The organism is Bosea sp. (in: a-proteobacteria), from assembly GCF_023953965.1.
Lineage (GTDB): Bacteria > Pseudomonadota > Alphaproteobacteria > Rhizobiales > Beijerinckiaceae > Allobosea.
The window spans coordinates 1,976,481-2,000,601 of record NZ_JAMLIX010000001.1; the positions used below are offsets into that span (position 1 = coordinate 1,976,481).

Below are 24,121 nucleotides of genomic sequence, written 5' to 3' on the forward strand. Positions count from 1 at the left end.
CTGCGATTCGGTGGAGACCCATGCGCGCTTTTCATCTGGCCTTGCCGTTTCTTCTCATCGCCTCCGCCGCCTCGGCGCAGAGCGGCTTCCAGTCCTGCCTGTCGGGGCTGAAGGGTGCCGCCGCCGCCAAGGGCGTTTCGGGGGCGACCTTCGACCGGGCGATGGCCGGCGTCGAGCCGGACATGAAGATCATCGAGGCGATGCAAAACCAGCCGGAGTTCAAGACGCCGATCTGGGACTATCTCGGCACGCTGGTCGACGAGGAGAAGGTGGCGCAGGGGCGCGCCATGCTGCGCCAATACGCCTCCGTCTTCGCCGCGGCCGAGCAGCGCTTCGGCGTCGATCGCCACACCATCGCCGCCGTCTGGGGCGTCGAGAGCGATTTCGGCAAGGCGCGGGGCAAATGGCCGCTGGTGCAGTCGCTGGCGACCGGCGCCTGCCTCGCACCGCGCCGCAACGCCTTCTTCAAGGGCGAGCTGATCGCGACGCTCCAGATCATCCAGCGCGGCGACGTCAGGCCCGAGCGGTTGTTCGGCTCCTGGGCGGGCGCCTTCGGGCATACCCAGTTCATCCCCTCGACCTATCTGAGGCTCGCCGTCGACGGTGACGGCGACGGCCGGCGCGACCTGGTCGATTCGATCCCCGACGCGCTGCATTCCACCGCGAACTTCATGGCCCGGGCCGGCTGGGTCACGGGCGCGGCCTGGGGCTACGAGGTCAGGGTGCCGGGCGGCTATTCCGGGCCGAGCGGGCGTAATCCGAAGCACCCGGTCTCGAGCTGGGCTGCGCGCGGCATCGTCAAGTTCGACGGCTCGCCCCTGAGCGGGGCCGGCAATGCGGGCCTGCTCATGCCGGCGGGGCGCAACGGCCCGGCCTTCCTCGTCTTCAAGAACTACGACGCGGCCTACAGCTACAACGGCGCCGACTCTTACGCCTTGGCCATATCCCTCCTGTCCGACCGGCTGCGCGGGCGGCCGGGCGTGCAGGGCGACTGGCCGACCGACGATCTGCCGCTCTCGCGCGAGCAGCGCCGCGAGCTCCAGCGCCTCCTGACCGCGCGCGGCTACGATGTCGGCGAGCCGGACGGCGCCGTAGGCTCGCTGACGCGGGCGGCGATCAAGGAGATCGAGGGCAAGCTCGGCATGCCGCAGACCGGACGGCCGGGCGAGAAGGTGCTGCGCGCGCTCAAGGGCGGACGGGTCTAGAGCGGCATTTCATTCGGAGAGCCCCATGTCCCGCCGCCTGATCTCCACCGGCTCGCCCTTCGAGCGCGATTTCGGCTATTCGCGCGCCGTGGTCGACGGCGATCTCGTCTTCGTCTCGGGCACGACCGGCTACGACTACGCCACGATGACGCTGCCGGACGATCCGGCCGAGCAGGCGCGCAACATCTTCCGCACCATCGGCGCCGTGCTGGAGGAGGCCGGCACCTCGCTCGCCCAGGTCGCCAGGGCGCAGTATTTCGTCACCGACCGCAGCTATTGCGCGCCGGTGCTCGCCGTCTGCGGCGAGGTCTTCGGCGAGATCCGCCCGGCCGCCGGCATCTATGTCGTCGCCGGATTGCTGGAGCCTCGGATGAAGCTCGAGATCGAGGTGACGGCGCGCCTGCCGAAAGCCTGACCCCACGACGCGGCGCTTGCGCGCGTGCGCCTACGCCCGTAATCACGCGGCCAACGCAAACACGCGACAAGGCGAGGCGACCATGGCGACCCACAAGCTCCTGCTGCTCCCCGGCGACGGTATCGGCCCCGAGGTGATGGGCGAGGTCGAGACGATCGTTTCCTGGTTCGGCCGGCAGGGTCTCGCCTCCTTCGAGATCGAGAAGGGGCTGGTCGGCGGCGCGGCCTATGACGCGCACAAGGCGGCGATCTCCGAAGCCGACATGAAGCTCGCGCAAGAGGCGGACGCCGTGCTGTTCGGCGCGGTCGGTGGGCCGAAATGGGCGGACGTGCCCTATCAGCACCGCCCGGAAGCCGGGCTCCTGCGCCTGCGCAAGGATCTCGGCCTGTTCGCGAACCTGCGCCCCGCGATCTGCTATCCGGCGCTGGCCTCGGCCTCCTCGCTCAAGCCCGAGGTGGTGGAAGGGCTCGACATCCTGATCGTGCGCGAGCTCACCGGCGGCGTCTATTTCGGCGAGCCGAAGGAGATCGTCACGCTGGAGGACGGCTCGAAGCGCGGCGTCGACACTCAAGTCTACACCACGCCGGAGATCGAGCGGATCTGCCGCGTCGCCTTCGAGCTGGCGCGCTCGCGCCGCAACAAGGTCTCCTCGGCCGAGAAGAACAACGTGATGAAGACCGGCGTGCTCTGGAAGCAGACCGTCACCGCCCTCCACGCCGCCGAGTACAAGGACGTCGAGCTCGAGCATGTGCTGGCCGACAACTGCGCCATGCAGCTCGTGCGCTGGCCGAAGCAGTACGACGTCATCGTCTGTGACAACCTGTTCGGCGACATCCTCTCGGACGTGGCGGCGATGCTGACCGGCTCGCTCGGCATGCTGCCCTCGGCCTCGCTCGGCGCCGAGGACCCGGCGACGGGCAAGCGCAAGGCGCTCTACGAGCCCGTGCACGGCTCGGCGCCGGATATCGCCGGCAAGGGGCTCGCCAATCCGATCGCGATGATCGGCTCGTTCGCCATGGCGCTGCGCTATTCCTTCGGCGCGGGCGAGGCGGCCGACCGTCTCGAAGGCGCGATCGCCGACGTGCTCGGCTCCGGCACCCGCACCAAGGACATCGCGGGCCCGGGCACCAACGCCGTCTCGACCGGCGAGATGGGGCAGGCGATCGTCAAGGCGCTCGAGGCGCGCGGGTAAGCCTCTCCCCCTCGTGAATTGCGGTAGCTCCGCTTTCGTGGCCTAACTCGGCGTCACGAAAGCGGAGTATGTCCGTGATGCTGATCAAGCGCCGTGCCGGCTGGGAGATGCCGGAAAGCGAGGCGACGCCCGAGAGCGCGTTCCTCGATCGCCGCCGGCTGATGGCCGCGGGTGCCGGGTTGATTGCGGGTGCGGCCCTGCCGGGCCTGGCGGCGGCCGAGACGCCCGATCCGACGCTCGATCTCTATCCGGCCAAGCGCAACGAGGGCTATGGGCTCGACGTGCCGCTGACCAAGGCGGAGGACGCGGCGAACTACAACAACTTCTACGAATTCGGCATGACGAAGGACATCGTCGATGCCTCGCGGCGGCTGGCGACGCGGCCCTGGTCGATCGAGGTCGGCGGCCTCGTCGAGAAGCCTTTCGAGATCGGCTTCGACGATCTCGTGCGCAAGCTGCCGCTGGAGGAGCGGCTCTATCGTTTCCGCTGCGTCGAGGCCTGGGCGATGGCGGTGCCCTGGACCGGCATTCCGCTCGCTTCCTTCGTGGCGCTGGCCAAGCCGCTTTCGGACGCCAAATGCATCCGCTTCGAGACCTTCCTGAACCCGCGCGTGGCGCCGGAGCAGAGACAGCGCTGGTATCCCTGGCCCTATACGGAAGGGCTGACGCTCGCGGAGGCGACGAACGATCTGCCGCTGCTGGTGACGGGCATCTACGGCAAGCCGCTGCCGACCCAGCACGGCGCGCCGCTGAGATTGATCGTGCCGTGGAAATACGGCTTCAAATCGGTGAAATCGATCCGCAGGATCAGCTTCGTCGCCGAGCGGCCAAAAACCTTCTGGGAGGCGCTGCAGGACAGCGAATACGGCTTCTGGGCCAATGTGAACCCGGCCGTGCCGCATCCGCGCTGGAGCCAGGCGAGCGAGCAGGTGCTTGGCTCGCGCGAGCGGCGGCCGACGCGGATCTACAACGGCTATGGCGATCAGGTCGCCGGGCTCTACAAGGGGCTGGAGGGCGAGGCGCTGTTCATGTGACGGTGCGGCTTGTCCGCACCACCCCTGTCGCGAGGGATCATGACACGGCATTTCCACCTGTTCGAGACCGCGATCGGCTCCTGCGCCCTGATCTGGGAGGGCGAGCGCTTCATCGGCGCGCAACTGCCCGAGCGCGACGAGGCGCAGGCTCGCCGGCGCCTGTCGCAGCGCTTTCCCGAAGCGGAGGAGAGGCCGGCGGAAGGCTTCGTCGCGCAGGCCGTCGCCGGCATCCGCGCGCTGTTTACGGGCGAGAAGCGCGACCTGTCCGATCTGCCGCTGGCGCTGGAGACGGTCTCGCCCTTCAACCGCAAGGTCTATGAGGTCGCGCTTTCCATTCCGCATGGTGAGACGCTGACCTATGGCGAGGTGGCGCAGCGCATCGGCGAGCCCGGTGCGGCGCGCGCGGTCGGCGTCGCGCTCGGCCAGAACCCCTGGCCGATCATTGTGCCCTGCCATCGCGTGCTGGCGGCTGGCGGCAGGACCGGCGGCTTCTCGGCCGATGGCGGCGTCGAGACCAAGCTGCGCATCCTGACCATCGAGAAGGCGCGCACCGGCACCGAACCCGGCCTGTTCGACGCATTGCCGCTGGCGGCGCGGCCGGGACGGCGCTGAACCGTTCGGATCGCCAGGCGGTGCTTGAAATCGTGCAATGCCGTCCTTGCGGCGCGGCGGCTTGCGCGGCCGGGGGCACGGCCTCTACTGTCTCGGCCTTTCCACCCACCATTGGGGACCGTCATGGCCAAACTGAAGCTCGCCGTCATCGTGGGCAGCAACCGTCGCGAATCGATCAACCGCAAGCTGGCCGAGGCGCTGGTGAAGCTGGGAGCCGGGGCTTTCGATGCCTCCTTGGTCCAGATCGACGACCTGCCGATGTTCAACCAGGACCTGGAGCCGAACCGGCCCGAATCGACGCTGCGCCTCAAGCGCGAGATCGAGGCTGCCGACGCGATCCTGATCGTCACGCCCGAGCACAACCGCTCGATCCCCGCCGTGCTCAAGAACGCCATCGACTGGGCCTCGCGCCCCTACGGCAAGAACTCCTGGGCCGGCAAGACCGTCGCCGTGACCGGTACCAGCGGCGGCGCCATCGGCACGGCCGTCTCCCAGAACGAGCTGCGCATGATCCTGACCAACCTCGCCGGCGTCGTCCTCGGCGGGCAGGTCTTCATCACCTTCAAGGACGGTCTGGTCGACGCGCAGCATAACGTGACCGACGAAGGCACGCGCGCTTTCCTGCAAGGCTTCCTCGATGATTTCGCCAAGATCGCCGGCAAGCTCGCCGCCTGATCGACGCTAGATCATCGCGCGTCCTATCGGACGCGACAACGATGATCTATCCCATTGCTGGAGCATCGGATTTTCCCGAAGAGCGGATTCCGCTTCTCGCATCCGATGCTCCATCGCGCGAAGGCGCCGCCTCCGGGGGCGGCGCCTTTTTTGTCGGTGGACCGCGTCGGCAGAGCAAAAAAAGAGCCGGCGTCCCCGAAGGGAGCCGGCTTCATCAGTTTGAAACATTCGGCGAAACGCCAAATGTTTCAGAGGGGAACGGCTGAAACGAACTCAACGCCGGGAGGAGATTGCGGAGCCCGTTCCGAACAACCGTGTCCGTAATATCGGCCATTGCTTGCCGTTTTGCAATGCAACATGCCTTGGGGCCGCCATGCACACATTGCATGGACCAAAGGCAGATGGCGTCAATTTGTGCCTAAATGATTGAGAAATATGCGTTCATTGCAGGGTTGGCGCCGCTTGATAAGCCGACAGACCAGGCCGAAGCGGGTGTTTTGTCCACGTCTGAACAGTTTTTAGGCGGGCCATTCGCGCCTGATGGGTGCGAGGCGCCGGATCAGCCACAAAAGCGCCGTAATCGGGGCCGGTCCCGTGGGGCCGCTGATTCCGGCGTGATTCACGCAAGGCTCAGTAAGTCCAGCGCTGGGCCTTCTGGATGAGGAAGTCGCGGAAGACCTGGACGCGGGCGACCGACTTCATCTCCTCGGGATAGACCAGATAGCTCTCGAGCTGCGGCATCTCGGTCTCGCGCATGAGCTGCACGAGCGGCGAGCCGGTCTCGATCAGGTAATCGGGCAGCACGGCGATGCCGGCGCCCGAATCGACCGCCCGCTTCATCGCGGTGATGTTGTTGACGACGAGATGGATCGGCCGCGGGTTGCGCTGGTCGCGCCCCATCGTGCCGAGCCAGTGCACCGAGGTCAGATAGGAGGGCGAGGAGCCGCCGAAGGAGAGCAGGCGGTGATTGTCGAGATCCTCGTAGCTCTTGGGCTCGCCGAAGCGCTTCACATAGGCCGGCGAGGCGTAGAGATGGAAATGCACCGTGAAGAGCTTGCGCTGGATCAGGTCCGGCTGTTGCGGCTGGCGCAGGCGGATGGCGATGTCGGCCTCGCGCATCGACAGGTCGAGTTCTTCGTCGGTGAGGATGAGCTCGACGCGGATGTCGGGGTAGAGATCGAGGAATTCGGCCAGGCGCGGCGTCAGCCAGTGCCCGCCGAGACCACGGGTCGCGGTGACCTTGAGCTCGCCGGAGGGGTGCTCGCGCGTCTCGGAGAGTTGCGAGCGCGTCCGCTCCAGCCGCTGCGTCATCTCGCGTGCGGCGCGCCAGAGCAATTCGCCCTGCTCGGTCAGGATCAGGCCGCGCGTATGCCGGTGGAACAAGGGCGCGCGCAGCTCGCGCTCGAGCGCCCCGATCTGCCGGCTGACGGCGGATTGACTCAGGCCCAGGACATCGCCAGCCTTGGTGAAGCTACCCGACTCCGCGACCGTATAAAAAATCCTGATGCGGTCCCAATCCACCGCGCTTCCCCCGCCATGCGTTTTTTGCATGATGCGGGATAAAGCTGTTGTGCGTCAATGTCCTTATGAGGGGTGGCCCGGCTTATTCGCCCTGAATCTGGTGACATGACCCATCAAATTTCGTGATGGATTCCATCAGGGCTTTCATTCCGCGGCTTCGCGGCGGTCCAGTTCGGTGGCGGCAAGCCAGCGCTCGGCATCGAGCGCGGCCATGCAGCCCATGCCGGCCGCCGTCACCGCCTGGCGATAATGCTCGTCGGTGACGTCGCCTGCGGCGAAGACGCCGGGGACGTTCGTCCGGGTCGTGCCGGCCTCGACGTCGAGATAGCCGGATTCGTTCATGGCGAGCTGGCCCGCGAACAGCTCCGTCGCCGGCTTGTGGCCGATGGCGATGAAGACGCCGTCGGTCTTCAACTCGCTCTCGGCCCCGGTCTTGAGGTTCCGCAGGCGCAGATGCGTGACGCCGGGCGGAGTGGTGCCGCCGCAGATCTCGGCGATCTCGCTGTCCCAGACCACGTCGATCTTCGGATGCCTGAACAGGCGCTCCTGCATCACGCGCTCGGCCCGCAAGCTATCGCGGCGATGGATCAGAGTGACCTTGCTGGCGAGATTGGCGAGATAGAGCGCCTCCTCCACGGCGGTGTTGCCGCCGCCGACGACCGCGACCTCCTTGTTGCGGAAGAAGAAGCCGTCGCAGGTGGCGCAGGCCGAGACGCCGAAGCCCTGGAAGGTCTGCTCCGAGGGGAGGCCCAGCCATTTCGCCTGGGCACCGGTGGCGACGATCAGCGCATCGCAGGAATAAGTCTCGGCCGTGTCGCCCCAGAGCCGGAACGGGCGCTGCGAGAGGTCGATGCGGGCGATGTGGTCGGAGACCATCCGGGTGCCCATATGCTCGGCCTGGGCGCGCATCTGCTCCATCAGCCAGGGGCCCTGGATGACGTCGGCGAAGCCGGGATAGTTCTCGACATCGGTGGTGATCATCAGCTGGCCGCCGGGCTGCATGCCGGAGATCAGCACCGGCTCCAGCATGGCGCGGGCGGCATAGATCGCGGCGGTGTAGCCGGCCGGTCCGGAGCCGACGATCATGACGCGGGCGTGGGTATGGGCCATCGTCCTAACTTCCTCTCCTGCGGGTGCGGGCCGCGGTCCCGATCCGTCAGATACGCCGGCGCGGCGCCGAAACAAGGGCCGCCCGGTGGGCGAGCCAGCCTTGCCGTATCGCATCGGCTATGATCGGCGTGGAGTCCATCGGTTCGTAGGCCTCGCCCTCGAGGCGTCCACAGAAGCGATGCACGACGCCTGCGCCTTCCAGCGCCGCGATCAGCGCCGCGATCTTGGCATGGCCGCCGCTCGGCTCGAAGACCAGCACGGGCCTGCCGGTCGCCGCCGCCTCGCCGATCATGTTGGTCGAGTCGGCGGTGACGATGATCGCCTCGGCAGTGGCGAGCAAAGCGGGATAGGGGTTCTCGCCCGTGCCGTCCCACCACCAGCCGCCGTGCCGGGCGAAGACGGCGGCGACGGCGCCGGCGAGCGCCGGCGGGGTGCGCCGCGAGGGCGAGCCCATCAGTCTCACGCCCGTGCGGGCGAGTGCGTCGAGCCCTTCGGCGAAACGCATGATATCGGCGGGCGTGAAGCGGTGATGCCGGCTGTCGCCGCCGACCAGCACCGCGACGCGCGGCGCGCCCAGGCGGGCGATGGCGGCAGGCGGCGCGGCGCGGGCGGCAGCGAGCTTCTCGGGCGTCAGGCGGTGGGGGGAGGTGATGGTGACGAGGACGTTGTCGCCGCGCAGCTTGTCATGGCCCGAGACCCAGATCAGGTCGGCGGAACCTGGGCCGGTGCGCGGGTCCTTGAGGAAGACGGTGAAGGTCAGGCCGTTCGACGCCTGCTTCAGCGCGCGCAGATAGGCGACGGCGCGCCGGCCCGACGCGATGGCGATGTCGGGGAAGGGCGGACGCAGCGGGCTTTGCGGCCGCTCGGGCGCCTCGCGCGGATCGATCGGGCCCAGCGGCATCAGCCAGGCGAAGGGCCGGCGGGGCTTGACCCTGCGGATCTCGGGCGCGGCGGTCAGCTGCTCGGCGACGCCCAGGCATGGCAGCTCGTCGCCGGCCTTGCCATCGGTCAGGACCCAGACGGCCGGTTCGGAATCGTCGTGCATGGCGGTCGAGGCGCGCGGCATGCGCCTTGTATCGCCTGCCGCCGCCGTCTACACCAGCGCGACCTTCACGCAGGAGTGTTCGTTGCGTCCGAAACTCGACGATATCGACCTGCGCATCCTGCGCGAGCTCCAGGCCGACGGGCGCATGACCAATGTCGCTCTCGCCAGCCGCGTCGGCATCTCGCCGCCGCCCTGCCTCAGGCGCGTGCGCGCGCTGGAGGAGGCCGGGCTGATCCGCGGCTACCATGCCGATCTCGACGAGCGGAAGCTCGGCTACGAGGTGGTCTGCTTCGCCTTCGTGCATCTGGCGAGCCAGGCCGAGGCGGATCTTGCCGCTTTCCAGGAGCGGATCCGTGGCTGGCCGGCGGTGCGCGAATGCTGGACGCTGTCGGGCGATATCGACTTTTCCCTGAAATGCGTCGCGCCGGACCTCAGGGCGTTCCAGGATTTCGTCGCGGAGCTCACGGCGATGCCCAATGTCCGCAACGTGCGCACCGCGCTCGCCCTCGACCGGGTCAAGGACGAGCCGATCGTGCCGTTCGGCTGAGGCGTTCGCCTCAGCGGAAGACGACGCTGACGACCTCGTAGGACTTGCCGCCGCCGGGCGTATTGACCTGCACCGAATCGCCGACCTTCTTGCCGATCAGCGCGCGCGCGATCGGCGAGCCGATCGAGACCTTGCCGGACTTCACGTCCGATTCCGGCTCGCCGACGATCTGGTAGCTCTTCTCTTCCTCGGTGTCGTCGTCGATCAGCTTGACGGTGGCGCCGAACTTGATGGTGTCGCCGCCGAGCTTCGCGACATCGATGATGTCGGCCCGGCCGATCAGCGATTCGAGTTCCATGATCCGGCCCTCGTTGAGCGACTGGGCCTCTTTCGCCGCGTGGTATTCGGCGTTCTCGGAGAGGTCGCCCAGCGCGCGCGCCTCGGCGATCGCGGTGATGATGCGCTGGCGCTCGACCTGCTGGCGGTGCTTCAATTCCACCTCCAGAGCGGCGAAGCCGCCCGCGGTCATCGGAACCTTTTCCATTCTGTCCGTCCCATAAGCTCCGAAAGCGCGGCTCGCCGGCGGCTGATCGGCCACCGGCTCCCGCGCTTCCGCTCAATCTTCCGATGCGCCGTGCGGCCGCTCAGGCCGCGCGCTCGAAATACGACTGCAAGGATCGTACTTCGAGTTCGCCGCTGCAATAGGCCTTGATGCCCTCCGCCGCCGCGATCGCTCCGGCCAAGGTGGTATAATAGGGCACCTTGTGCAAGAGGGCGGTTCGCCTCAGCGGGCGGGAGTCGGCCAGCGCCTGCGGCCCCTCGGTGGTGTTGAAGACGAGCTGGATCTCGCCGTTCTTCAGCGCGTCGACGACATGGGGGCGGCCTTCCAGCACCTTGTTGATCTTGGCGGCGGCGATGCCCTGCTCCTGGAGATGGCGCAGCGTGCCGCCGGTGGCGAGGATGCGGAAGCCGAGATCGGCGAGGATGCGCACCGCCGGCAGGATGCGCGGCTTGTCCTCGTCGCGCACCGAGACGAAGACAGTGCCCTTGACCGGGACCTTCGAGCCGGCGCCGAGCTGGCTCTTGGCGAAGGCGGTGTCGAAGGAGCGGGCAAGCCCGATGACCTCGCCGGTCGAGCGCATCTCCGGGCCGAGCACAACGTCGACGCCGGGGAAGCGCGCGAAGGGGAAGACCGCCTCCTTGACGGCGACATGGGAGAGTGCCGCAGGCTTCAGCCCGAAGCCGGAAAGCGCCTCGCCGGCCATGATGCGGGCGGCGATCTTGGCGACGGGAACGCCGATCACCTTGGCGACGAAAGGCACCGTGCGCGAGGCGCGCGGATTGACCTCGAGCACGTAGATCTCGCCGTCCTTGATGGCGTATTGCACGTTCATCAGCCCGCCGACGTCGAGCGCGAGCGCCATCGCCTTCGTCTGGCGCTCCAGCTCGGCGATCGTCTCGGCCGAGAGCGAGCGCGGCGGCAGCGAGCAGGCCGAATCGCCGGAATGGATGCCGGCCTCCTCGATATGCTCCATGATGCCGGCGACGAAGACCTCCCTGCCGTCGCAGAGGCAGTCGACATCGACCTCGATCGCGTCCGACAGGTAGCGGTCGAACAAGAGCGGGTTCTTGCCGAGCACGGTGTTGATCTGGCCGGTCTTGTCGTTCGGATACTTGGCCTTGACCTCGGAGGGGATCAGCGAGGGCAGGGTGCCGAGCAGGTAGTCCTCGAACTGGACCTCGTCGCGGATGATCGCCATGGCGCGCCCGCCGAGCACGTAGGAAGGCCGCACGACGAAGGGCAGGCCGAGTTCTGTGGCGATCAGCCGCGCCTGCTCGACCGAATAGGCGATGCCGTTCTTCGGCTGCTTGAGGTGGAGCTTGTCGAGCAGGCGCTTGAAGCGGTCGCGGTCCTCGGCGAGGTCGATCATGTCCGGCGAGGTGCCGAGGATCGGGATGCCGGCTTCCTCCAGCGCGTTGGCGAGCTTCAGCGGGGTCTGGCCACCGAACTGGACGATGACGCCGTGCAGCGTGCCGTTCTGCTTCTCGGTCTGAAGGATCTCGAGCACGTCCTCCGCCGTCAGCGGCTCGAAATAGAGCCGGTCGGAGGTGTCGTAATCGGTCGAGACCGTTTCCGGGTTGCAGTTGACCATGACGGTCTCGTAGCCGGCGTCGCGCAGCGCGTAGCAGGCATGGCAGCAGCAATAGTCGAACTCGATGCCCTGGCCGATGCGGTTCGGCCCGCCGCCGAGGATGACGACCTTCTTGCGATCCGAGGGGTTGGCCTCGTCGGCGGCCTGGCCGGCGAAGGGCATGGCGTAGGTCGAGTACATATAAGCGGTGGGCGAGGCGAACTCGGCCGCGCAGGTGTCGATGCGCTTGTAGACCGGGCGCACCCCCAGCGACCGGCGCAGCGCCCTGACCTCGGCCTCGGTCTTGCCCGAGACGGCGGCGAGGCGCTTGTCGGAGAAGCCCATCGCCTTGATCCGGCGGAAGGCGCCGGGCGTGGCCGGCAGGCCGATGTCGCGGATCTTCGCCTCGGTCTCGACGAGCTCGCGCATCTGGGCGAGGAACCAGGGGTCGATCTTGCAGCTCTCGTGAATCTCGGCGTCGCTGAAGCCTGCGCGCATCGCCTGGGCGACGTGGAGGATGCGGTCGGGCGTCGGCGAGGAGATCGCCGCCTTGACGGCGTTGCGGTCGTCGCCCTGGCCGTAGCCCTCGATCTCGATCTCGTCGAGGCCGTCGAGCCCGGTCTCCAGCGAGCGCAGCGCCTTCTGGAGCGATTCCTGGAAGGTGCGGCCGATCGCCATCGCTTCGCCGACCGATTTCATCGCCGTGGTCAGCGTCGGCTCGGCGCCGGGGAATTTCTCGAAGGCGAAACGCGGGATCTTGGTGACGACATAGTCGATCGTCGGCTCGAAGGAGGCGGGGGTTGCGCCGCCGGTGATGTCGTTCTCGATCTCGTCGAGCGTGTAGCCGACGGCGAGGCGGGCCGCGACCTTGGCGATCGGGAAGCCCGTCGCCTTCGACGCCAGCGCCGAGGAGCGTGAGACGCGCGGGTTCATCTCGATGACGATCATGCGCCCGGTGGCGGGATCGACGGCGAACTGAACGTTCGAGCCGCCGGTCTCGACGCCGATCTCGCGCAGCACCGCCAGAGAGGCGTCGCGCATGATCTGGTATTCCTTGTCGGTCAGCGTCAGCGCCGGGGCGACGGTGATCGAATCGCCGGTGTGGACGCCCATCGGGTCGAAATTCTCGATCGAGCAGACGATGATGCAGTTGTCGGCCTTATCGCGGACGACCTCCATCTCGTATTCCTTCCAGCCGAGCACGCTCTCCTCGATGAGAACCTCGCTGGTCGGAGAGGCGTCGATGCCGCGCTCGACGATGTCGATGAACTCGCCCTTGTTGTAGGCGATGCCGCCGCCCGTGCCGCCCATGGTGAAGGAGGGGCGGATAATGGCGGGAAGGCCGATGTCGTCCAGCGCGTCGAGCGCCTGGCCGAGCGTCTTGACGTGGTGCGAGCGCGGCGTGTCGAGGCCGATCCTGGTCATCGCCTCGCGGAAGAGCTCGCGGTCCTCGGCCTTGTCGATGGCTTCCGCGGTGGCGCCGATCATCTCGACGCCGAACTTCTCCAGCACGCCCATCTTCTTGAGCGAGAGCGCGCAGTTCAGCGCCGTCTGGCCGCCCATGGTCGGCAGCAGCGCGTCGGGGCGTTCCTTCTCGATGATCTTGGCGACGATCTCAGGCGTGATCGGCTCGACATAGGTCGCATCCGCCAGCTCGGGATCGGTCATGATCGTCGCCGGGTTCGAGTTGACCAGCACGATGCGGTAGCCCTCGGCCTTCAGCGTCTTGCAGGCCTGCGTGCCGGAATAGTCGAACTCGCAGGCCTGACCGATGATGATGGGGCCGGCGCCGATGATCAGGATGGACTTGATGTCTGTGCGCTTGGGCATGGTCTCGACTTAAGTCTGGCGCGCGCAAGGCCGCATCCGATCGGGCGAGCGGAGGCGCAGCGGGCGTCTGATTGGAATGCTAGGCGCTCGCTATAGACGGGCAAGGCGGCGGAAGGAAGAAAAAAGCGTCTTCGCAGCGCTGCGACACACAGGCGGATATGCGGCTACGCAACGGCGCCGCGTTCCGGCCGGAGCGAAGCGAAAGCCGGGATGACCGCGTTTCCATTCATTGCAGCCTGCTCTAGAAGGCCCGGATGCCGCTTCGCCGCTATCCGCGACAGTTCCGCCAGCTCCTCGCTTACGCCTTCGCCGGCGGGCTGACGGCGGTCGCGCATTACGGCGTGCTGATCGGGCTGGTCGAGCTCGCCCATGTCGATCCGGTGCCGGCGACGCTCGCGGGCTTCATCGTCGGCGCGCTGGTCTCCTATGCGCTCAACCGCTGGATGACCTTCGACGCGACGCGCGGCCATGCTGAGGCCGGCTGGCGCTTCGCCCTGATCGCGGCCGGCGGCTTCGTGCTCACCGGCGTCCTGATGCATCTGTTCGTGGCCCGGGCAGGCCTGCCCTATCTGCCGATGCAATTCGTCACCACGGGGGTGGTGATGGTGTTTTCCTTCCTCGGCCACAAATTCTTCAGCTTCGCCGACCGGACGGGATAGGCCCACGCCATTGTCATTCCGGGGCGCGCCGCAGGCGCGAACCTAAGAACCCACGACCGGGTCGGACATCCAATGCAGGGTTGTCGGCGGCTTACCCGGTCGTGGGTTCTTAGGTTCTTCGCTCCGCGAAGCCCCGGAATGACAAGGTTTGTTCCGCTCACGCCGCCCGTTTCGCCTCACTGCGTCGGCACGACGGTCAGGGTGAGCTGCCTGCGGCCGGTGCGGCCTTCCTTGTCGGTCGCCTCGATCTCCAGGACATGATTGCCGCCGGGTACGACGACGGCCGGCGCGTCGATGCCGGCGGGCGTGATGTAGGGCTTGATGCGCTCGGTGATGTCGAGCGGGGGCTGGCGCTGATAGAGCACGCGCACGCTCGCCGGATCGATCGGCACGCCGTTGCTCGGCATGAAGCGCACGGAAAGGCGGAAAGGCTTGCCGTCGACGCCCTTGTCCGGGGTCGGCAGGGTGTCGATGCCGGGGCCGCGCGTCAGGTTGCGGGTGCTGGCGACGGCCGTGGCCGCCTTCGGCAGGCCGGCCTCCTCGCGGGTGATGAGCTGGACCGGGTCGGCGGCCTGCGCGGCCGTGAGCAGGGGGGCGGCGGTGAGAACGGCAGGCAGAATGAGCGAAACGAGCACCGACTTGATCATGATTCTATCGCACTCCCAGAAGCCCGGCGACGAGGCCGGCGATGGCTGAAATCAAGGTCGTGGTCATCAGGATGGCGGTCTCGATGGTCTTCAGCGTTTCCATCGGGACCTTGCCGTTGACGGCCAGGAGCCCCTTTCGCAGTTCCGGCAGCGAGACGAGGCCGCGCGCGCTCAGCGCAGCCTGCGTCACGCGCAGCAACATCCCCGAGAACATGGAGGCGCCGATGCTCAGCGCGTAGAACGAGGTCTCGCGCCAGGCTGCCGGGCCCTGCGGAAGGAGCGGTATGTTGTCGTGCCAGCTCAGCAATGCGTTCATGGTCGCGACGGAAAAAATCGCGAATCCGATCGCGACGCCGATATCGAAGGCGATCAGCCGCGGGCGAATGCCGAAATAGATCAGCCCGGTGAGGAAGGGGATCGCGATCGAGGCGAGCCTGAGCGTCCACAGCGGCAGGTCGAGCCAGAGCACCACCGCGCAATAGGCGATGAGCAGCAGCACCATGCCGAAGGGCAGCACCCAGAAGCGCCGGCGCGTGGCGTGTTGATGGTGGGTGACGGGCGCAGGAGCCGGCTTTTCCGCCACGGGGGCCGGAACGGCCTCGGCGACCGGCGCCGGGCGGGCAGCGCGCTCCTCCTCGGCGCGTTTCTCGAAGGCCTCGAGGCGCGCCTCGAGCAGCTCGAGGCGGCTGATGAGCGGCAGGATGGGGGTGAGGTCCCGGCCGCAGCAGCGGCAGGACAGCACGCCCCGGTTGAGCGCGGCATCGCAATAGGGACAGGCGAATTGGTCCTGCACGGGATCTCGCGCCTTCAAGGGGCAAGCCGCGCTCAAAGCCATATCTCGGCCGCCGAATCAAGATGTTTGGCGATTCCGCTTTCGTCTATTCGGCGGGCTTTGCCGCCTTGAAGGTCATCCGGTGCGGGTTGTGGCCGAAATTTTCCGGCCGCCGGAGATCGACGAAGCCGGCTTCGCGGATCAGATCCGTGATCGCTTCCGCCGTATAGGTCGAGAGGCCGTAGCGGGCCCTGAGCTTGCGATAGTCCGAGAAGGCGGTGCGCACGAGCCCGGCGAGCGCTGCCGAGAGGAAGCCGCCGTGCCAGGCGAAGGCGAGCAGCTCAGAGGCGTCGGTCAGCGGGCTGACGTCGGGCGGGATGACGTCGGCGACGATGAGCGTGCCGCCGGGCTTCAGCCGGTCGCGCCACGTCGCCAGCAGCGCCTTCAGCTCGCCCTGCGAGAGATACTGGACCAGCGAATTGGCGACGACGAGGTCGAGCGTGGCCGGGGCCATGGCCTCGACCTCCTCGGGCGAGACCACGGCGATGGCGTCGTCGCGGCCGAAGCGCGCCCTGAGCTTTTCGCGCACGGTGGGCGCCGCCTCGCAGAGATAGAGCCGCCCGCAGGCGGCGGCGACGCGGCCGGCATCGAGCGCCTCGCCGCAGCCATGGTCGAGGACGACGGCGTCGGCGGCGGGAACATGGCCGATCAGGTCGGTCGCGACGGCGCGGTAATGCAGGGCCTTGTGGCGCGGCGAGACATAGATCGCATGCTCGCCGTTCCAGAAATCGCGCCAGGACATCGGTGCCGTCGATCCTTCGGGAGCGGCCGGTCGCGGCCGCCTGTGTCGGCTTGACTACGCACAAGCCGGGCGGTTCCGCAACAGCTGAGGGTTTCGTCGGCGCGGCGTTTCCGCTTTAGTCGCCTCGTCGCCCGGATGGCCCGAATCGAGACGAGGAGCACCCATGCTTCTGCTGCCGCGATTGCTCAAGCGCTTCGTCCGCCACGGACGCCTGACCGTCGTCACGCCCGACGGCAAGCGGCATGTCTTCGGCGCAGGGCCGGCGGAACTGCCCTTCGCCGGCGTCGTTCGGATGGCGCCCGCCGTCACCGTGCGCTTCCGCGACGACCGCATCGAGCGCGAGCTCTTCCTCAATCCGGAGCTTGCTCTGGCGGAAGGCTACATGGACGGGCGGATCGACTTCGAGGATGGCACGATCCACGATCTGCTGACGCTGTTCTGGCTGCAGCGCCGCGAGATGCGCAAGGACCCGCTGCAGAAGGCGATCCGGCAGTTCCGCTTCAGGATCCGGCGCTGGCGCATGCACAATCCGCTCGGCGTCGCCGGCCGCAAGGTCAAGCATCACTACGACATCCCGAGCGATTTCTACCGGCTCTGGCTCGACCAGACGATGACCTATTCCTGCGGGTACTGGCATTCGCCGGAGGTCGGGCTGGAGAACGCGCAAAAGGCGAAGCTCAGGCACATCGCCGCCAAGCTCAAGGTCGAGCCCGGCATGAGCGTGCTCGACATCGGCTCGGGCTGGGGGGAGCTCGCGATCTATCTGGCCAGCGCCTGCGGGGCGAAGGTGACGGGCCTCAACGTCTCGCCCGACCAGATGGCGGCCGCACAGGAGCGGGCCGAGGCCGCAGGCGTCGGCGAGGCCGTCAGCTTCGTCAACAAGGATTATCGCGAGCTTGCCGGGCGCTTCGACCGCGTCGTCTCGGTCGGCATGATGGAGCATGTCGGCGTCGCGCATTACCTCGAATACTTCGAGCGCATCCGCGACCTGATGACGCCGGACGGCATCGCCCTCGTCCACTGCATCGGTCGGGCCGGGCCGCCGGGCTTCACAGGCCCGTTCTTCGAGAAGTACATCTTTCCCGGCGGCTATGCGCCGGCGCTGTCGGAGGTGTTCGCCGCAGTCGAGCAGACGGGCTTATGGGCCTCCGACTGCGAGTTCTGGCGCCGGCACTATCACTGGACGCTCGAAGCCTGGCGCGAGCGTTTCATGGCAAGGCGCGGGGAGGTGGTCGCCATGCTGGGCGAGCGCTTCGCCCGGATGTGGGAATTCTACCTTTGCGCCTGCTCGATCTCCTTCGACATCGGCGGCGACATGGTGTTCCAGCTCCTGCTGGGCCAGCACAGGAGCGCCGTCCCCGTGATCCGCGACTATGTCGCGGAGGACGAGAAGGCGCTTGCCGCGAAAGGGTTCTGAGGGGGGCCTTCAGCGCAGGCTGTGGCGCGGGACGGCGAATTCGCCGCGTTCACTGGCGCGGGCCATTTCGAAGGAGTCGGCGATGCGCCGCGCCCTGACGATGAAGGCTTCGGCGATCTCCGGCGGGCAGAGTTCCTTCGCCGTCGCCTCGAACAGCGCGAGCCAGCGGTCGAAATGCTCGTTCCTCAGCGGCAGGACGAGGTGCGGATGCAGCGGGCGGCCACTGTAGCGGCCGGTGCGCAGCATCACGCTGCTCCAGAAATCGGTGATCCTGGCGATGTGCTCGTCCCAGTCTGCGACGGCGGCCTCGAAGATCGGGCCGATCAGGTCGTCCTTGCGGGCCCGGTCGTAGAAGGTGTCGACGAGCAGGGCGATCATCGGCTCGCGCAGGTCGGGATGGGCGGCACCGGGCCGGGTGAGGGGATTGTCGGTCATCATCGCGGGATCAGGGGCAGAGGCTGCCCCTGATATGGCAAGGATGGGCCCGGCTGTGTAGGCCCGCCAGTGTCGCAGCGCCGATGCCGGGCGCTCAGGCCGCCGGCTTCGCCTTCTGTGCCGCCATCAGCTCGGTGAAGCGGGTGAAGAGATAATGGCTGTCCTGCGGGCCGGGCGAGGCTTCCGGATGGTGCTGGACGCTGAAGGCCGGGCGGTCTGTCAGGGCGATGCCGCTGTTCGAGCCGTCGAAGAGCGAGACATGGGTCTCGACCGCGTTCGCCGGCAGGCTTTCCGGATCGACCGCGAAGCCGTGGTTCATCGAGACGATCTCGACCTTGCCCGTGGTCTTGTCCTGCACCGGGTGGTTGGCGCCGTGATGGCCCTGCTTCATCTTCATCGTCCGCCCGCCGATGGCGAGCGCCAGCATCTGGTGGCCGAGGCAGATGCCGAAGGTCGGGACCTTCCTGTCGAGCAATTCCCTGATCACCGGCACGGCATATTCACCGGTCGCGGCCGGGTCGCCCGGGCCGTTGGAGAGGAAGACGCCGTCGGGCTTCAGCGCCAGGATGTCGGCGGCCGAGGTGGTCGAGGGCACGACGGTGATGTCGCAGCCCGCCCCGGCGAGCAGGCGCAGGATGTTGCGCTTCACGCCGTAATCGATGGCGACGACCTTGTGGTTGACGCTCTCGCGCTTGCCGTAGCCGGCGGGCCAGACCCAAGGCGTCTCGTCCCAGCCGTAGCGCTGGGCGGCGGTGACGAGCGGGACGAGGTCGAGCCCGGTCATGGCGGGCAGCGCCGCCGCCTGCTGCTTGAGGCGCTCGATGTCGAAGACGCCGCCCGGCTCATGGGCGAGGATGGCGTTGGGCATGCCGTTGTCGCGGATCAGCGCGGTCAGCGCACGGGTGTCGATGCCGCAGATGCCGACGATGCCGCGCGCCTTGAGCCAGGCGTCGAAATGCCTGGCCGCACGCCAGTTCGAGGGCTCGGTGACGGCGGCATGGAGCACGCAGCCGCGCACGCCCGAGGCGGCGGCGGCGTTGACCGTCTCGGTATCCTCCTCGTTGACGCCGACATTGCCGACATGGGGGAAGGTGAATGTGACGATCTGGCCGGCATAGGACGGATCGGTCAGGATCTCCTGATAGCCGGTCATGGCGGTGTTGAAGCAGACCTCGCCTTGCGCCTCGCCGACGGCGCCGAGGCCGAAGCCTTCCAGCACGGTGCCGTCCGCCAGCACGAGGAGCGCGGTCGCGCGCGGTTCGGTCCAGCCGCCTGCGGCGGGGTTTCCTTCGGGAGCGGTCATGTCTATGTCTCGGTCCAGGCCGCAAGTCGCGGCAGTGTCGGAGGCGGGGCATCAGCATCCGCTCCGCCGGTCTGGAACGCGAGCCATAAAGAGCCGGGCGCGGCCCGTCAATCGAGCAAGAGAAAAGGAACGAGGACGATGACGAGCCTGCGCGAGCGCTTCACCGCCGACATGAAGGACGCGATGAAGGCCGGTGAGAAAGCGAAGGTCGCGGCGATCCGCCTGATCAGCGCCGCGCTGAAGGACAAGGACATCGAGGCGCGCGGCGCCGGCAAGGGCGAGGCGACGCCCGACGAAATCCTCGGCGTGCTCCAGAAGATGATCAAGCAGCGCCAGGAATCGATCGCGATCTACGACGCCAACGGCCGCCCCGAGCTCGCCGATGGCGAGCGCGCCGAGGTCGCGGTGATCGCCTCCTACCTGCCCCGGCAGATGTCGGAGGCGCAGGTGAAGGCCGCGATCGACAAGGCCATCGCCGAGACCGGGGCGAGCGCGGTCAAGGACATGGGCAAGGTGATCGGCGTGTTGCGCGCGGCTTACGCCGGTCAGATGGATTTCGGCAAGGCGAGCCCGATGGTGAAGGCCGCGCTCGGCGGCTGAGCGCGGCGGAAGGCATCTTGACCGATAACGAACCCCTGTCCGCGGAGGACGTTCAGCGCTTCGGAGCCGATCCGCTGGCGCTGTTTTGTGCCAACCTCGCCGCCGTGGAGGATCGGATCGCCCGGGCCTGCGCGCAAGCGGGGCGCGATCGCGGCTCGGTGCGGCTGTTGCCGATCACCAAGACCGTGCCGGCCCCTGTCCTGCGCCTCGCCTGGGCGGCCGGAATTCGCTCCTTCGGCGAGAACAAGATCCAGGAGGCGATGGGCAAGCACGAGGCGCTCGGCGATCTCGCCATCGACTGGAGCATCGTCGGCCACCTCCAGACCAACAAGGTCAAATATCTGACGCGGTTCGCCTCGGAGTTCCACGCGCTCGACAGCCTGCGCCTGGCCGAAGCCCTCGAGGCGCGGCTCGAGCGCGAGGACCGCTTCCTCGACGTCTATGTGCAGGTCAACACCTCGGGCGAGGAGAGCAAGTTCGGACTGCAGCCGGATGCGCTTGGCCCCTTCGTCGCGGCGCTTGCCCGTTTTCCGCGCCTGAGGCCGCGCGGGCTGATGACACTCGCCCTGTTCAGCGCCGACATGACGAAGGTCCGGCCCTGCTTCAGGCTGCTGCGCGCCTTGCGGGACGAGGCCGTCAAGCACCATCCGGGCCTGACCGGCCTGTCGATGGGCATGACCGGGGATTTCGAGGACGCCATCGCGGAAGGCGCCACGGTCGTGCGCGTGGGCCAGGCCATCTTCGGCAAGCGGCCGACCTCGGACGGGCATTACTGGCCGGGCCTCGCTCCCCTCTGACAGGTGTCCTCGGGGGAGCGCCGCCCGGCTCCGTCCGCCGTCACGGCCTCGTCCCTCCGAGCGACCAGGGCAGATCCTCGCCGCCGCGGAAGACGACGACATCCTCCTCGCCGACCGCCACGACCGGGGAGACGCGGCACGGCCGCTTCTCCAGCGTGATCGTGCCCTCGTTCAGCGGCAAGCCGTAGAAGCGCGCGCCGTTCTCGGCGGCGAAAGCCTCGAAACGGGAAAGCGCGCCCTCCTCGTCGAAGACCTGGACATAGGTTTGCAGCGCGGTCGCGCCGCCGAAGACGCCGGCCGAGCAGCATTCGGCCTGCTTGGCGGCGCGCAGATGCGGAGCGGTGTCGGTGCCGATGAAGAAGTTCCCGTCGCCGGAGGTGGCCGCCTCGCGTAGCGCGAGACGGTGGCGCTCGCGCTTGGCGACCGGCAGACAATAGAGATGCGGGCGCAAGCCGCCCTGGAAGATCGAGGTGCGGTTGATGATCAGGTGGTGCGGCGTGATCGTCCCGGCGGCGCGGCCGGCATGGGCGCGCACCAGCGCGACCGTCTCGGCGGTGGTGACGTGCTCGACGACGACCTTCAGCCCCTGATGCCGCCGCAGGAGCGGCAGCATCTCCTCCTCCATGAACACGGCCTCGCGATCGAAGATGTCGACCGCCGGATCGGTCGCCTCGCCATGGATGAGGACCGGCATGCCGATCTTCTCCATCCGCTCCAGCACCGGGGCGAGCGCGGCGATGTCGGTGACGCCGTGGTGGGCATTGGTGGTGGCGCCGGCCGGATAGAGCTTGGCGGCGGCCCAGACGCCGTCGCGGAAGCCGCGCTCGATCTCGTCGGGCGAGGTCGCGTCGGTCAGGTAGCAGGTCATCAGCGGGGCGAAGTCGCAGCCTTCCGGGCGCGCCGCGAGGATGCGCCCGCGATAGGCCAGGGCCGCCTCGATGCTCGTCACCGGCGGCACCAGGTTCGGCATGATGATGCCGCGCCTGAACTGGGCGGCGGTGAAGGGCAGCACGGCCTTAAGCATCGCCCCGTCGCGCAGATGCACGTGCCAATCGTCCGGGCGGCGAATCGTCAGCGTCTCGACGGCGCCGGGCGCCTCGCGCGGAATCTTGTCGAACAGCGTCGAAACGCTCATCTCATGGCCTCCCTCGACCCACGACGGGGTGAGACATCCCATAGCCGGTTGCCGCCGGCTCGCCCAGTCGCGGGAATGACAGCGATGAGGCCGACTAGATCGTCGCGCGTCCTACCGGATGCGGTAACGATGATCTAGCCCATTGTCGGAGCATCGGATTTTTCCGAAAAGTGGATTCCACTTTTCGCATCCGATGCTCTAGGGGCCGGGTGCCTTGGAGAAGGCGCTCACCCGGCACAGATAGGCGAAGTTGCGGCAGAAGTCGGGGGCCGGCTCATGCCGGTGGCTGTCGAGCCAGTCGCGGCAGGCGCTGCCGTATGGGCAGGCGAGGCAACGGCGCGCGGCCAGCGCGAAAGCGCCGCCATGGTCCTCCCTTGCCGCAGCGGCGGGATCGACGCCCTCTCTCTCGATCATCTCGCGGAACAGGCTGGTCTGTTGCTGCATCCTTGTGAACATGGGCCATCGGCGGGTCGCTCCGTGCCCTGGCGGTCGCTGAGGCATGGTATGTTCCTTCGCAGGAGGAAAGCGTAGCATACGCCTCTTGATGTTTCGGTTCTTTGTCGCGGCACAAGGACAAGACGTCCGCGATCGGACAGTCTGTGTTGTGACCGTCAGGAGAATTCGCTCTTGGTCCGCGAGATCGAAGCCCGGCGTATGGCCGCGGTTCTCGTCGAGGCAGTGACCGGCCTCGGCCTGGCCTTCATCGACGAGGCGGGCCGGATCGGAAGCTGGAACGCCGGCGCCGCGCAGATCACCGGTTGGAGTGCGGCCGATATGCTGGGCCGCGATCTCACGCGCCTGTTCGCCACGGCCGATGCCGGCGAGACGGCCGCCCTCTTCGCCGCGGCGCTGGGCGCCGGAGAGGCCGGGATACAGCGCCTCTGCCGGCGCGGGGACGGCACGTCGTTTCCTGCGCAGCTCTCGATCGCGCCGGTGAGGGCCGAGCCCGGCGGCCCGGGCGGATACGCGCTCGTCCTGCGCGACATCTGCGACGAACTGCATGCCGAAGAGGCCCATAGGACCTGCGAGGCGCAACTGCACTCCATGCGTGAGAGGCAGCTCCCGCCGGAGTTCGCCCCCGTCTCGCGCTTCACGGTGCCGGGCGAGATGCAGGGTGACGCCATCGTGCATGTCGTCGACGGCGATCGGGCCATCCGGCAGTCGCTCGCCTTCCTGCTGGCCTCGGAGGGATTTCCGGTCAGGCTGCACGAATCCGCCAGCCGGTTTCTGGACAGCGTCACGCAAGCGCCGGCGGGCTGCATCATCACCGATCTGCGCACGCCGGACATCGACGGCATCGCCTTTCTCCGCCGCCTCGCCCAGCGCGGCTTCACCCTGCCCGTGATCATGATGACCGGCCCGGCCGAGCTGTCGCTCGCCGTCGAGGCGATGAAGGAGGGGGCGGTCGACTTCATCGAGAAGCCCTTCGACGACGAGCGGCTGCTCGCCTGCCTGCGCGCGGCGCTCGAGCGGCATCAGCGCAAGACGCAGCGCGAGGCGCAAGGGCTCGACATCCTGGCCCGGCTCCAGTCGCTGAGCGAGCGCGAAAGGCAGGTGCTCGATCGCCTCGTCGAGGGCAAGGCCAACAAGGTGATCGCCCATGAGCTCGGCATCAGTCCCCGGACGGTCGAGATCTACCGGGCCCATGTCATGACCAAGATGCGGGCGGCGAGCCTGCCCGAGCTCGTCCGCTTCGCCTTGCGGGCCGGCGCCGGCAGGCCCTGAGCACGCCGCGCCGGCGGCCGATCAGGCGTCGACCGCGGCGAGCGCCCTGTAGCACCAGCCCTCGATCGCTGCGGCATCGAGCGGCGCCGTGGCGAAGGCCTCGCCGGCGAAGGCCAGCCAGTCCTCCAGATACTGGCGCTTGACGGCGATGACGATCGGAATCCCGGCGGCGACCGCCATGCCGATCTCCTCGCGCAGGCCGCGCCCCTCGCCTTCGTGCTTGCCGAAGCGGTTGACGATGAGCAGGTCCGGCCGTGCCTCGACCGCCTCGCGCAGCCAGCCGGCCGCGACGGCGAGCCCCGCCGTGTCGAGCCGGCAGCCCTGCGCCTCAGGCCCGCGATCCTCGAAGATGCGGACCCGGCGCCCCATGCCGATATCGTCGAGATAGAGCGTCGCGCAGCTGTTGCCGCAGCCGGCGGGTTCACCATGTTGCATGAGGCCGCGCGGCTTCAGGCCCTTGGCCTCAAGGCGCGCTACCACCCGGGCGATGACCGGGTCCGGCGCCTCGTCGCGCGCATGCACGAGAACCAGGATGCCGCATTCTGCGGGGCGGGTCTCCACTGATCGGCCT

26 protein-coding genes are annotated in these 24,121 nt (G+C 67.9%); 13 read left to right on the forward strand and 13 right to left on the reverse strand.

Annotation, left to right across the window (positions count from 1 at the left end; all coding sequences use genetic code 11):
• The first annotated feature begins 20 nt into the window (after window positions 1–20).
• From M9917_RS09115 to M9917_RS09145, 7 genes are all read left to right on the forward strand, one after another.
• On the forward strand, window positions 21–1,205 hold the full coding sequence (locus tag M9917_RS09115) for a lytic murein transglycosylase (protein WP_297252923.1): 1,185 nt from the start codon (window positions 21–23) through the stop codon (window positions 1,203–1,205).
• A gap of 25 nt (window positions 1,206–1,230) precedes the next feature.
• Entirely contained in the window at window positions 1,231–1,620 is a 390-nt protein-coding gene (locus M9917_RS09120; protein WP_297252925.1) for a RidA family protein, read from the forward strand.
• 82 nt (window positions 1,621–1,702) lie between these two features.
• Window positions 1,703–2,812 carry a 3-isopropylmalate dehydrogenase gene (gene leuB / locus M9917_RS09125; protein WP_297252927.1) on the forward strand — a complete coding sequence of 370 codons (1,110 nt, stop codon included), beginning with the start codon at window positions 1,703–1,705 and terminating at the stop codon, window positions 2,810–2,812.
• A 77-nt stretch (window positions 2,813–2,889) separates the two neighbouring features.
• A complete protein-coding gene (gene msrP, locus M9917_RS09130) occupies window positions 2,890–3,846 on the forward strand; it encodes a protein-methionine-sulfoxide reductase catalytic subunit MsrP (RefSeq protein WP_297252929.1) in 957 nt (318 codons plus the stop codon).
• A gap of 39 nt (window positions 3,847–3,885) precedes the next feature.
• Window positions 3,886–4,458 carry a methylated-DNA--[protein]-cysteine S-methyltransferase gene (locus M9917_RS09135; protein WP_297252931.1) on the forward strand — a complete coding sequence of 191 codons (573 nt, stop codon included), beginning with the start codon at window positions 3,886–3,888 and terminating at the stop codon, window positions 4,456–4,458.
• Window positions 4,459–4,581: 123 nt separating this feature from the next.
• Complete coding sequence (locus M9917_RS09140) at window positions 4,582–5,133, forward strand: NADPH-dependent FMN reductase (RefSeq protein ID WP_297252933.1); 552 nt, start codon at window positions 4,582–4,584, stop codon at window positions 5,131–5,133.
• Window positions 5,134–5,174: 41 nt separating this feature from the next.
• Window positions 5,175–5,399 carry a hypothetical protein gene (locus M9917_RS09145; protein ID WP_297252935.1) on the forward strand — a complete coding sequence of 75 codons (225 nt, stop codon included), beginning with the start codon at window positions 5,175–5,177 and terminating at the stop codon, window positions 5,397–5,399.
• A gap of 364 nt (window positions 5,400–5,763) precedes the next feature.
• Here M9917_RS09145 and M9917_RS09150 read toward each other — a convergent pair whose 3' ends face one another.
• The 3 genes from M9917_RS09150 to M9917_RS09160 all read right to left on the reverse strand — a co-directional run bounded on the left by M9917_RS09150 (window position 5,764) and on the right by M9917_RS09160 (window position 8,830).
• A complete protein-coding gene (locus M9917_RS09150; RefSeq protein WP_297252937.1) occupies window positions 5,764–6,654 on the reverse strand; it encodes a LysR family transcriptional regulator in 891 nt (296 codons plus the stop codon).
• A gap of 144 nt (window positions 6,655–6,798) precedes the next feature.
• A complete protein-coding gene (gene trxB / locus M9917_RS09155) occupies window positions 6,799–7,764 on the reverse strand; it encodes a thioredoxin-disulfide reductase (protein WP_297252939.1) in 966 nt (321 codons plus the stop codon).
• Window positions 7,765–7,810: 46 nt separating this feature from the next.
• Entirely contained in the window at window positions 7,811–8,830 is a 1,020-nt protein-coding gene (locus tag M9917_RS09160; RefSeq protein ID WP_297252941.1) for a mitochondrial fission ELM1 family protein, read from the reverse strand.
• 61 nt (window positions 8,831–8,891) lie between these two features.
• Between M9917_RS09160 and M9917_RS09165 the strand changes: the two genes are divergently transcribed.
• On the forward strand, window positions 8,892–9,356 hold the full coding sequence (locus M9917_RS09165) for an Lrp/AsnC family transcriptional regulator (protein ID WP_297254804.1): 465 nt from the start codon (window positions 8,892–8,894) through the stop codon (window positions 9,354–9,356).
• 10 nt (window positions 9,357–9,366) lie between these two features.
• Here the strand turns inward: M9917_RS09165 and greA are convergent, their stop codons facing one another.
• Window positions 9,367–9,840 (reverse strand): transcription elongation factor GreA, encoded by a 474-nt coding sequence (greA, locus tag M9917_RS09170; RefSeq protein ID WP_297252942.1) that lies wholly within the window; start codon window positions 9,838–9,840, stop codon window positions 9,367–9,369.
• A gap of 100 nt (window positions 9,841–9,940) precedes the next feature.
• On the reverse strand, window positions 9,941–13,258 hold the full coding sequence (gene carB, locus M9917_RS09175; protein ID WP_297252944.1) for a carbamoyl-phosphate synthase large subunit: 3,318 nt from the start codon (window positions 13,256–13,258) through the stop codon (window positions 9,941–9,943).
• A gap of 254 nt (window positions 13,259–13,512) precedes the next feature.
• Here carB and M9917_RS09180 point away from each other — a divergent pair, with 254 nt between their 5' ends.
• Window positions 13,513–13,917, forward strand: a complete 405-nt coding sequence (locus tag M9917_RS09180) for a GtrA family protein (protein ID WP_297252946.1) — start codon at window positions 13,513–13,515, stop codon at window positions 13,915–13,917.
• A 176-nt stretch (window positions 13,918–14,093) separates the two neighbouring features.
• On the opposite strand, the gene M9917_RS09185 is transcribed toward M9917_RS09180, so the two are convergent.
• From M9917_RS09185 to M9917_RS09195, 3 genes are all read right to left on the reverse strand, one after another.
• On the reverse strand, window positions 14,094–14,564 hold the full coding sequence (locus M9917_RS09185) for a hypothetical protein (protein ID WP_297252948.1): 471 nt from the start codon (window positions 14,562–14,564) through the stop codon (window positions 14,094–14,096).
• A 4-nt stretch (window positions 14,565–14,568) separates the two neighbouring features.
• A complete protein-coding gene (locus tag M9917_RS09190; RefSeq protein WP_297252949.1) occupies window positions 14,569–15,357 on the reverse strand; it encodes a hypothetical protein in 789 nt (262 codons plus the stop codon).
• An 85-nt stretch (window positions 15,358–15,442) separates the two neighbouring features.
• Entirely contained in the window at window positions 15,443–16,138 is a 696-nt protein-coding gene (locus M9917_RS09195; protein ID WP_297252950.1) for a class I SAM-dependent methyltransferase, read from the reverse strand.
• Between the two features lie 163 nt (window positions 16,139–16,301).
• Here M9917_RS09195 and M9917_RS09200 point away from each other — a divergent pair, with 163 nt between their 5' ends.
• Entirely contained in the window at window positions 16,302–17,555 is a 1,254-nt protein-coding gene (locus tag M9917_RS09200; protein WP_297252951.1) for an SAM-dependent methyltransferase, read from the forward strand.
• A 9-nt stretch (window positions 17,556–17,564) separates the two neighbouring features.
• Here the strand turns inward: M9917_RS09200 and M9917_RS09205 are convergent, their stop codons facing one another.
• Both M9917_RS09205 and carA read right to left on the reverse strand, forming a co-directional pair.
• The gene (locus M9917_RS09205) at window positions 17,565–17,993 is read right to left on the reverse strand and encodes a group III truncated hemoglobin (RefSeq protein WP_297252953.1); all 429 of its coding nucleotides are present in this window, start codon (window positions 17,991–17,993) and stop codon (window positions 17,565–17,567) included.
• 91 nt (window positions 17,994–18,084) lie between these two features.
• The gene (gene carA, locus M9917_RS09210) at window positions 18,085–19,293 is read right to left on the reverse strand and encodes a glutamine-hydrolyzing carbamoyl-phosphate synthase small subunit (protein ID WP_297252954.1); all 1,209 of its coding nucleotides are present in this window, start codon (window positions 19,291–19,293) and stop codon (window positions 18,085–18,087) included.
• A gap of 138 nt (window positions 19,294–19,431) precedes the next feature.
• Between carA and M9917_RS09215 the strand changes: the two genes are divergently transcribed.
• The gene (locus tag M9917_RS09215) at window positions 19,432–19,893 is read left to right on the forward strand and encodes a GatB/YqeY domain-containing protein (protein ID WP_297252956.1); all 462 of its coding nucleotides are present in this window, start codon (window positions 19,432–19,434) and stop codon (window positions 19,891–19,893) included.
• 14 nt (window positions 19,894–19,907) lie between these two features.
• Complete coding sequence (locus M9917_RS09220) at window positions 19,908–20,690, forward strand: YggS family pyridoxal phosphate-dependent enzyme (RefSeq protein ID WP_297254806.1); 783 nt, start codon at window positions 19,908–19,910, stop codon at window positions 20,688–20,690.
• A gap of 40 nt (window positions 20,691–20,730) precedes the next feature.
• Here the strand turns inward: M9917_RS09220 and pyrC are convergent, their stop codons facing one another.
• On the reverse strand, window positions 20,731–21,825 hold the full coding sequence (gene pyrC / locus M9917_RS09225) for a dihydroorotase (protein ID WP_297252958.1): 1,095 nt from the start codon (window positions 21,823–21,825) through the stop codon (window positions 20,731–20,733).
• Between the two features lie 198 nt (window positions 21,826–22,023).
• Entirely contained in the window at window positions 22,024–22,281 is a 258-nt protein-coding gene (locus tag M9917_RS09230) for a DUF6455 family protein (protein ID WP_297252960.1), read from the reverse strand.
• 171 nt (window positions 22,282–22,452) lie between these two features.
• On the opposite strand from M9917_RS09230, the gene fixJ reads away from it, so the two are divergent.
• Window positions 22,453–23,550, forward strand: coding sequence for a response regulator FixJ (fixJ, locus tag M9917_RS21745; RefSeq protein WP_367273915.1), 1,098 nt, complete (start codon window positions 22,453–22,455; stop codon window positions 23,548–23,550).
• A 21-nt stretch (window positions 23,551–23,571) separates the two neighbouring features.
• Here fixJ and M9917_RS09245 read toward each other — a convergent pair whose 3' ends face one another.
• Window positions 23,572–24,111, reverse strand: a complete 540-nt coding sequence (locus M9917_RS09245; protein WP_297252961.1) for a DUF2478 domain-containing protein — start codon at window positions 24,109–24,111, stop codon at window positions 23,572–23,574.
• Window positions 24,112–24,121: the final 10 nt, after the last annotated feature.

Excerpts from the sequence above, each read along its gene's own strand:
- carB (WP_297252944.1), bottom strand. The coding sequence starts at position 13,258 with ATGCCCAAGCGCACAGACATCAAGTCCATCCTGATCATCGGCGCCGGC.
- M9917_RS09185 (WP_297252948.1), bottom strand. The coding sequence starts at position 14,564 with ATGATCAAGTCGGTGCTCGTTTCGCTCATTCTGCCTGCCGTTCTCACC.
- M9917_RS09230 (WP_297252960.1), bottom strand. The coding sequence starts at position 22,281 with ATGTTCACAAGGATGCAGCAACAGACCAGCCTGTTCCGCGAGATGATC.
- M9917_RS09115 (WP_297252923.1), top strand. The coding sequence starts at position 21 with ATGCGCGCTTTTCATCTGGCCTTGCCGTTTCTTCTCATCGCCTCCGCC.
- pyrC (WP_297252958.1), bottom strand. The coding sequence starts at position 21,825 with ATGAGCGTTTCGACGCTGTTCGACAAGATTCCGCGCGAGGCGCCCGGC.
- greA (WP_297252942.1), bottom strand. The coding sequence starts at position 9,840 with ATGGAAAAGGTTCCGATGACCGCGGGCGGCTTCGCCGCTCTGGAGGTG.
- M9917_RS09215 (WP_297252956.1), top strand. The coding sequence starts at position 19,432 with ATGACGAGCCTGCGCGAGCGCTTCACCGCCGACATGAAGGACGCGATG.
- M9917_RS09205 (WP_297252953.1), bottom strand. The coding sequence starts at position 17,993 with ATGATGACCGACAATCCCCTCACCCGGCCCGGTGCCGCCCATCCCGAC.
- M9917_RS09180 (WP_297252946.1), top strand. The coding sequence starts at position 13,513 with ATGCCGCTTCGCCGCTATCCGCGACAGTTCCGCCAGCTCCTCGCTTAC.
- M9917_RS09200 (WP_297252951.1), top strand. The coding sequence starts at position 16,302 with ATGCTTCTGCTGCCGCGATTGCTCAAGCGCTTCGTCCGCCACGGACGC.
- M9917_RS09160 (WP_297252941.1), bottom strand. The coding sequence starts at position 8,830 with ATGCCGCGCGCCTCGACCGCCATGCACGACGATTCCGAACCGGCCGTC.
- leuB (WP_297252927.1), top strand. The coding sequence starts at position 1,703 with ATGGCGACCCACAAGCTCCTGCTGCTCCCCGGCGACGGTATCGGCCCC.
- M9917_RS09120 (WP_297252925.1), top strand. The coding sequence starts at position 1,231 with ATGTCCCGCCGCCTGATCTCCACCGGCTCGCCCTTCGAGCGCGATTTC.
- M9917_RS09135 (WP_297252931.1), top strand. The coding sequence starts at position 3,886 with ATGACACGGCATTTCCACCTGTTCGAGACCGCGATCGGCTCCTGCGCC.
- trxB (WP_297252939.1), bottom strand. The coding sequence starts at position 7,764 with ATGGCCCATACCCACGCCCGCGTCATGATCGTCGGCTCCGGACCGGCC.
- M9917_RS09140 (WP_297252933.1), top strand. The coding sequence starts at position 4,582 with ATGGCCAAACTGAAGCTCGCCGTCATCGTGGGCAGCAACCGTCGCGAA.
- M9917_RS09145 (WP_297252935.1), top strand. The coding sequence starts at position 5,175 with ATGATCTATCCCATTGCTGGAGCATCGGATTTTCCCGAAGAGCGGATT.
- M9917_RS09195 (WP_297252950.1), bottom strand. The coding sequence starts at position 16,138 with ATGTCCTGGCGCGATTTCTGGAACGGCGAGCATGCGATCTATGTCTCG.
- msrP (WP_297252929.1), top strand. The coding sequence starts at position 2,890 with ATGCTGATCAAGCGCCGTGCCGGCTGGGAGATGCCGGAAAGCGAGGCG.
- carA (WP_297252954.1), bottom strand. The coding sequence starts at position 19,293 with ATGACCGCTCCCGAAGGAAACCCCGCCGCAGGCGGCTGGACCGAACCG.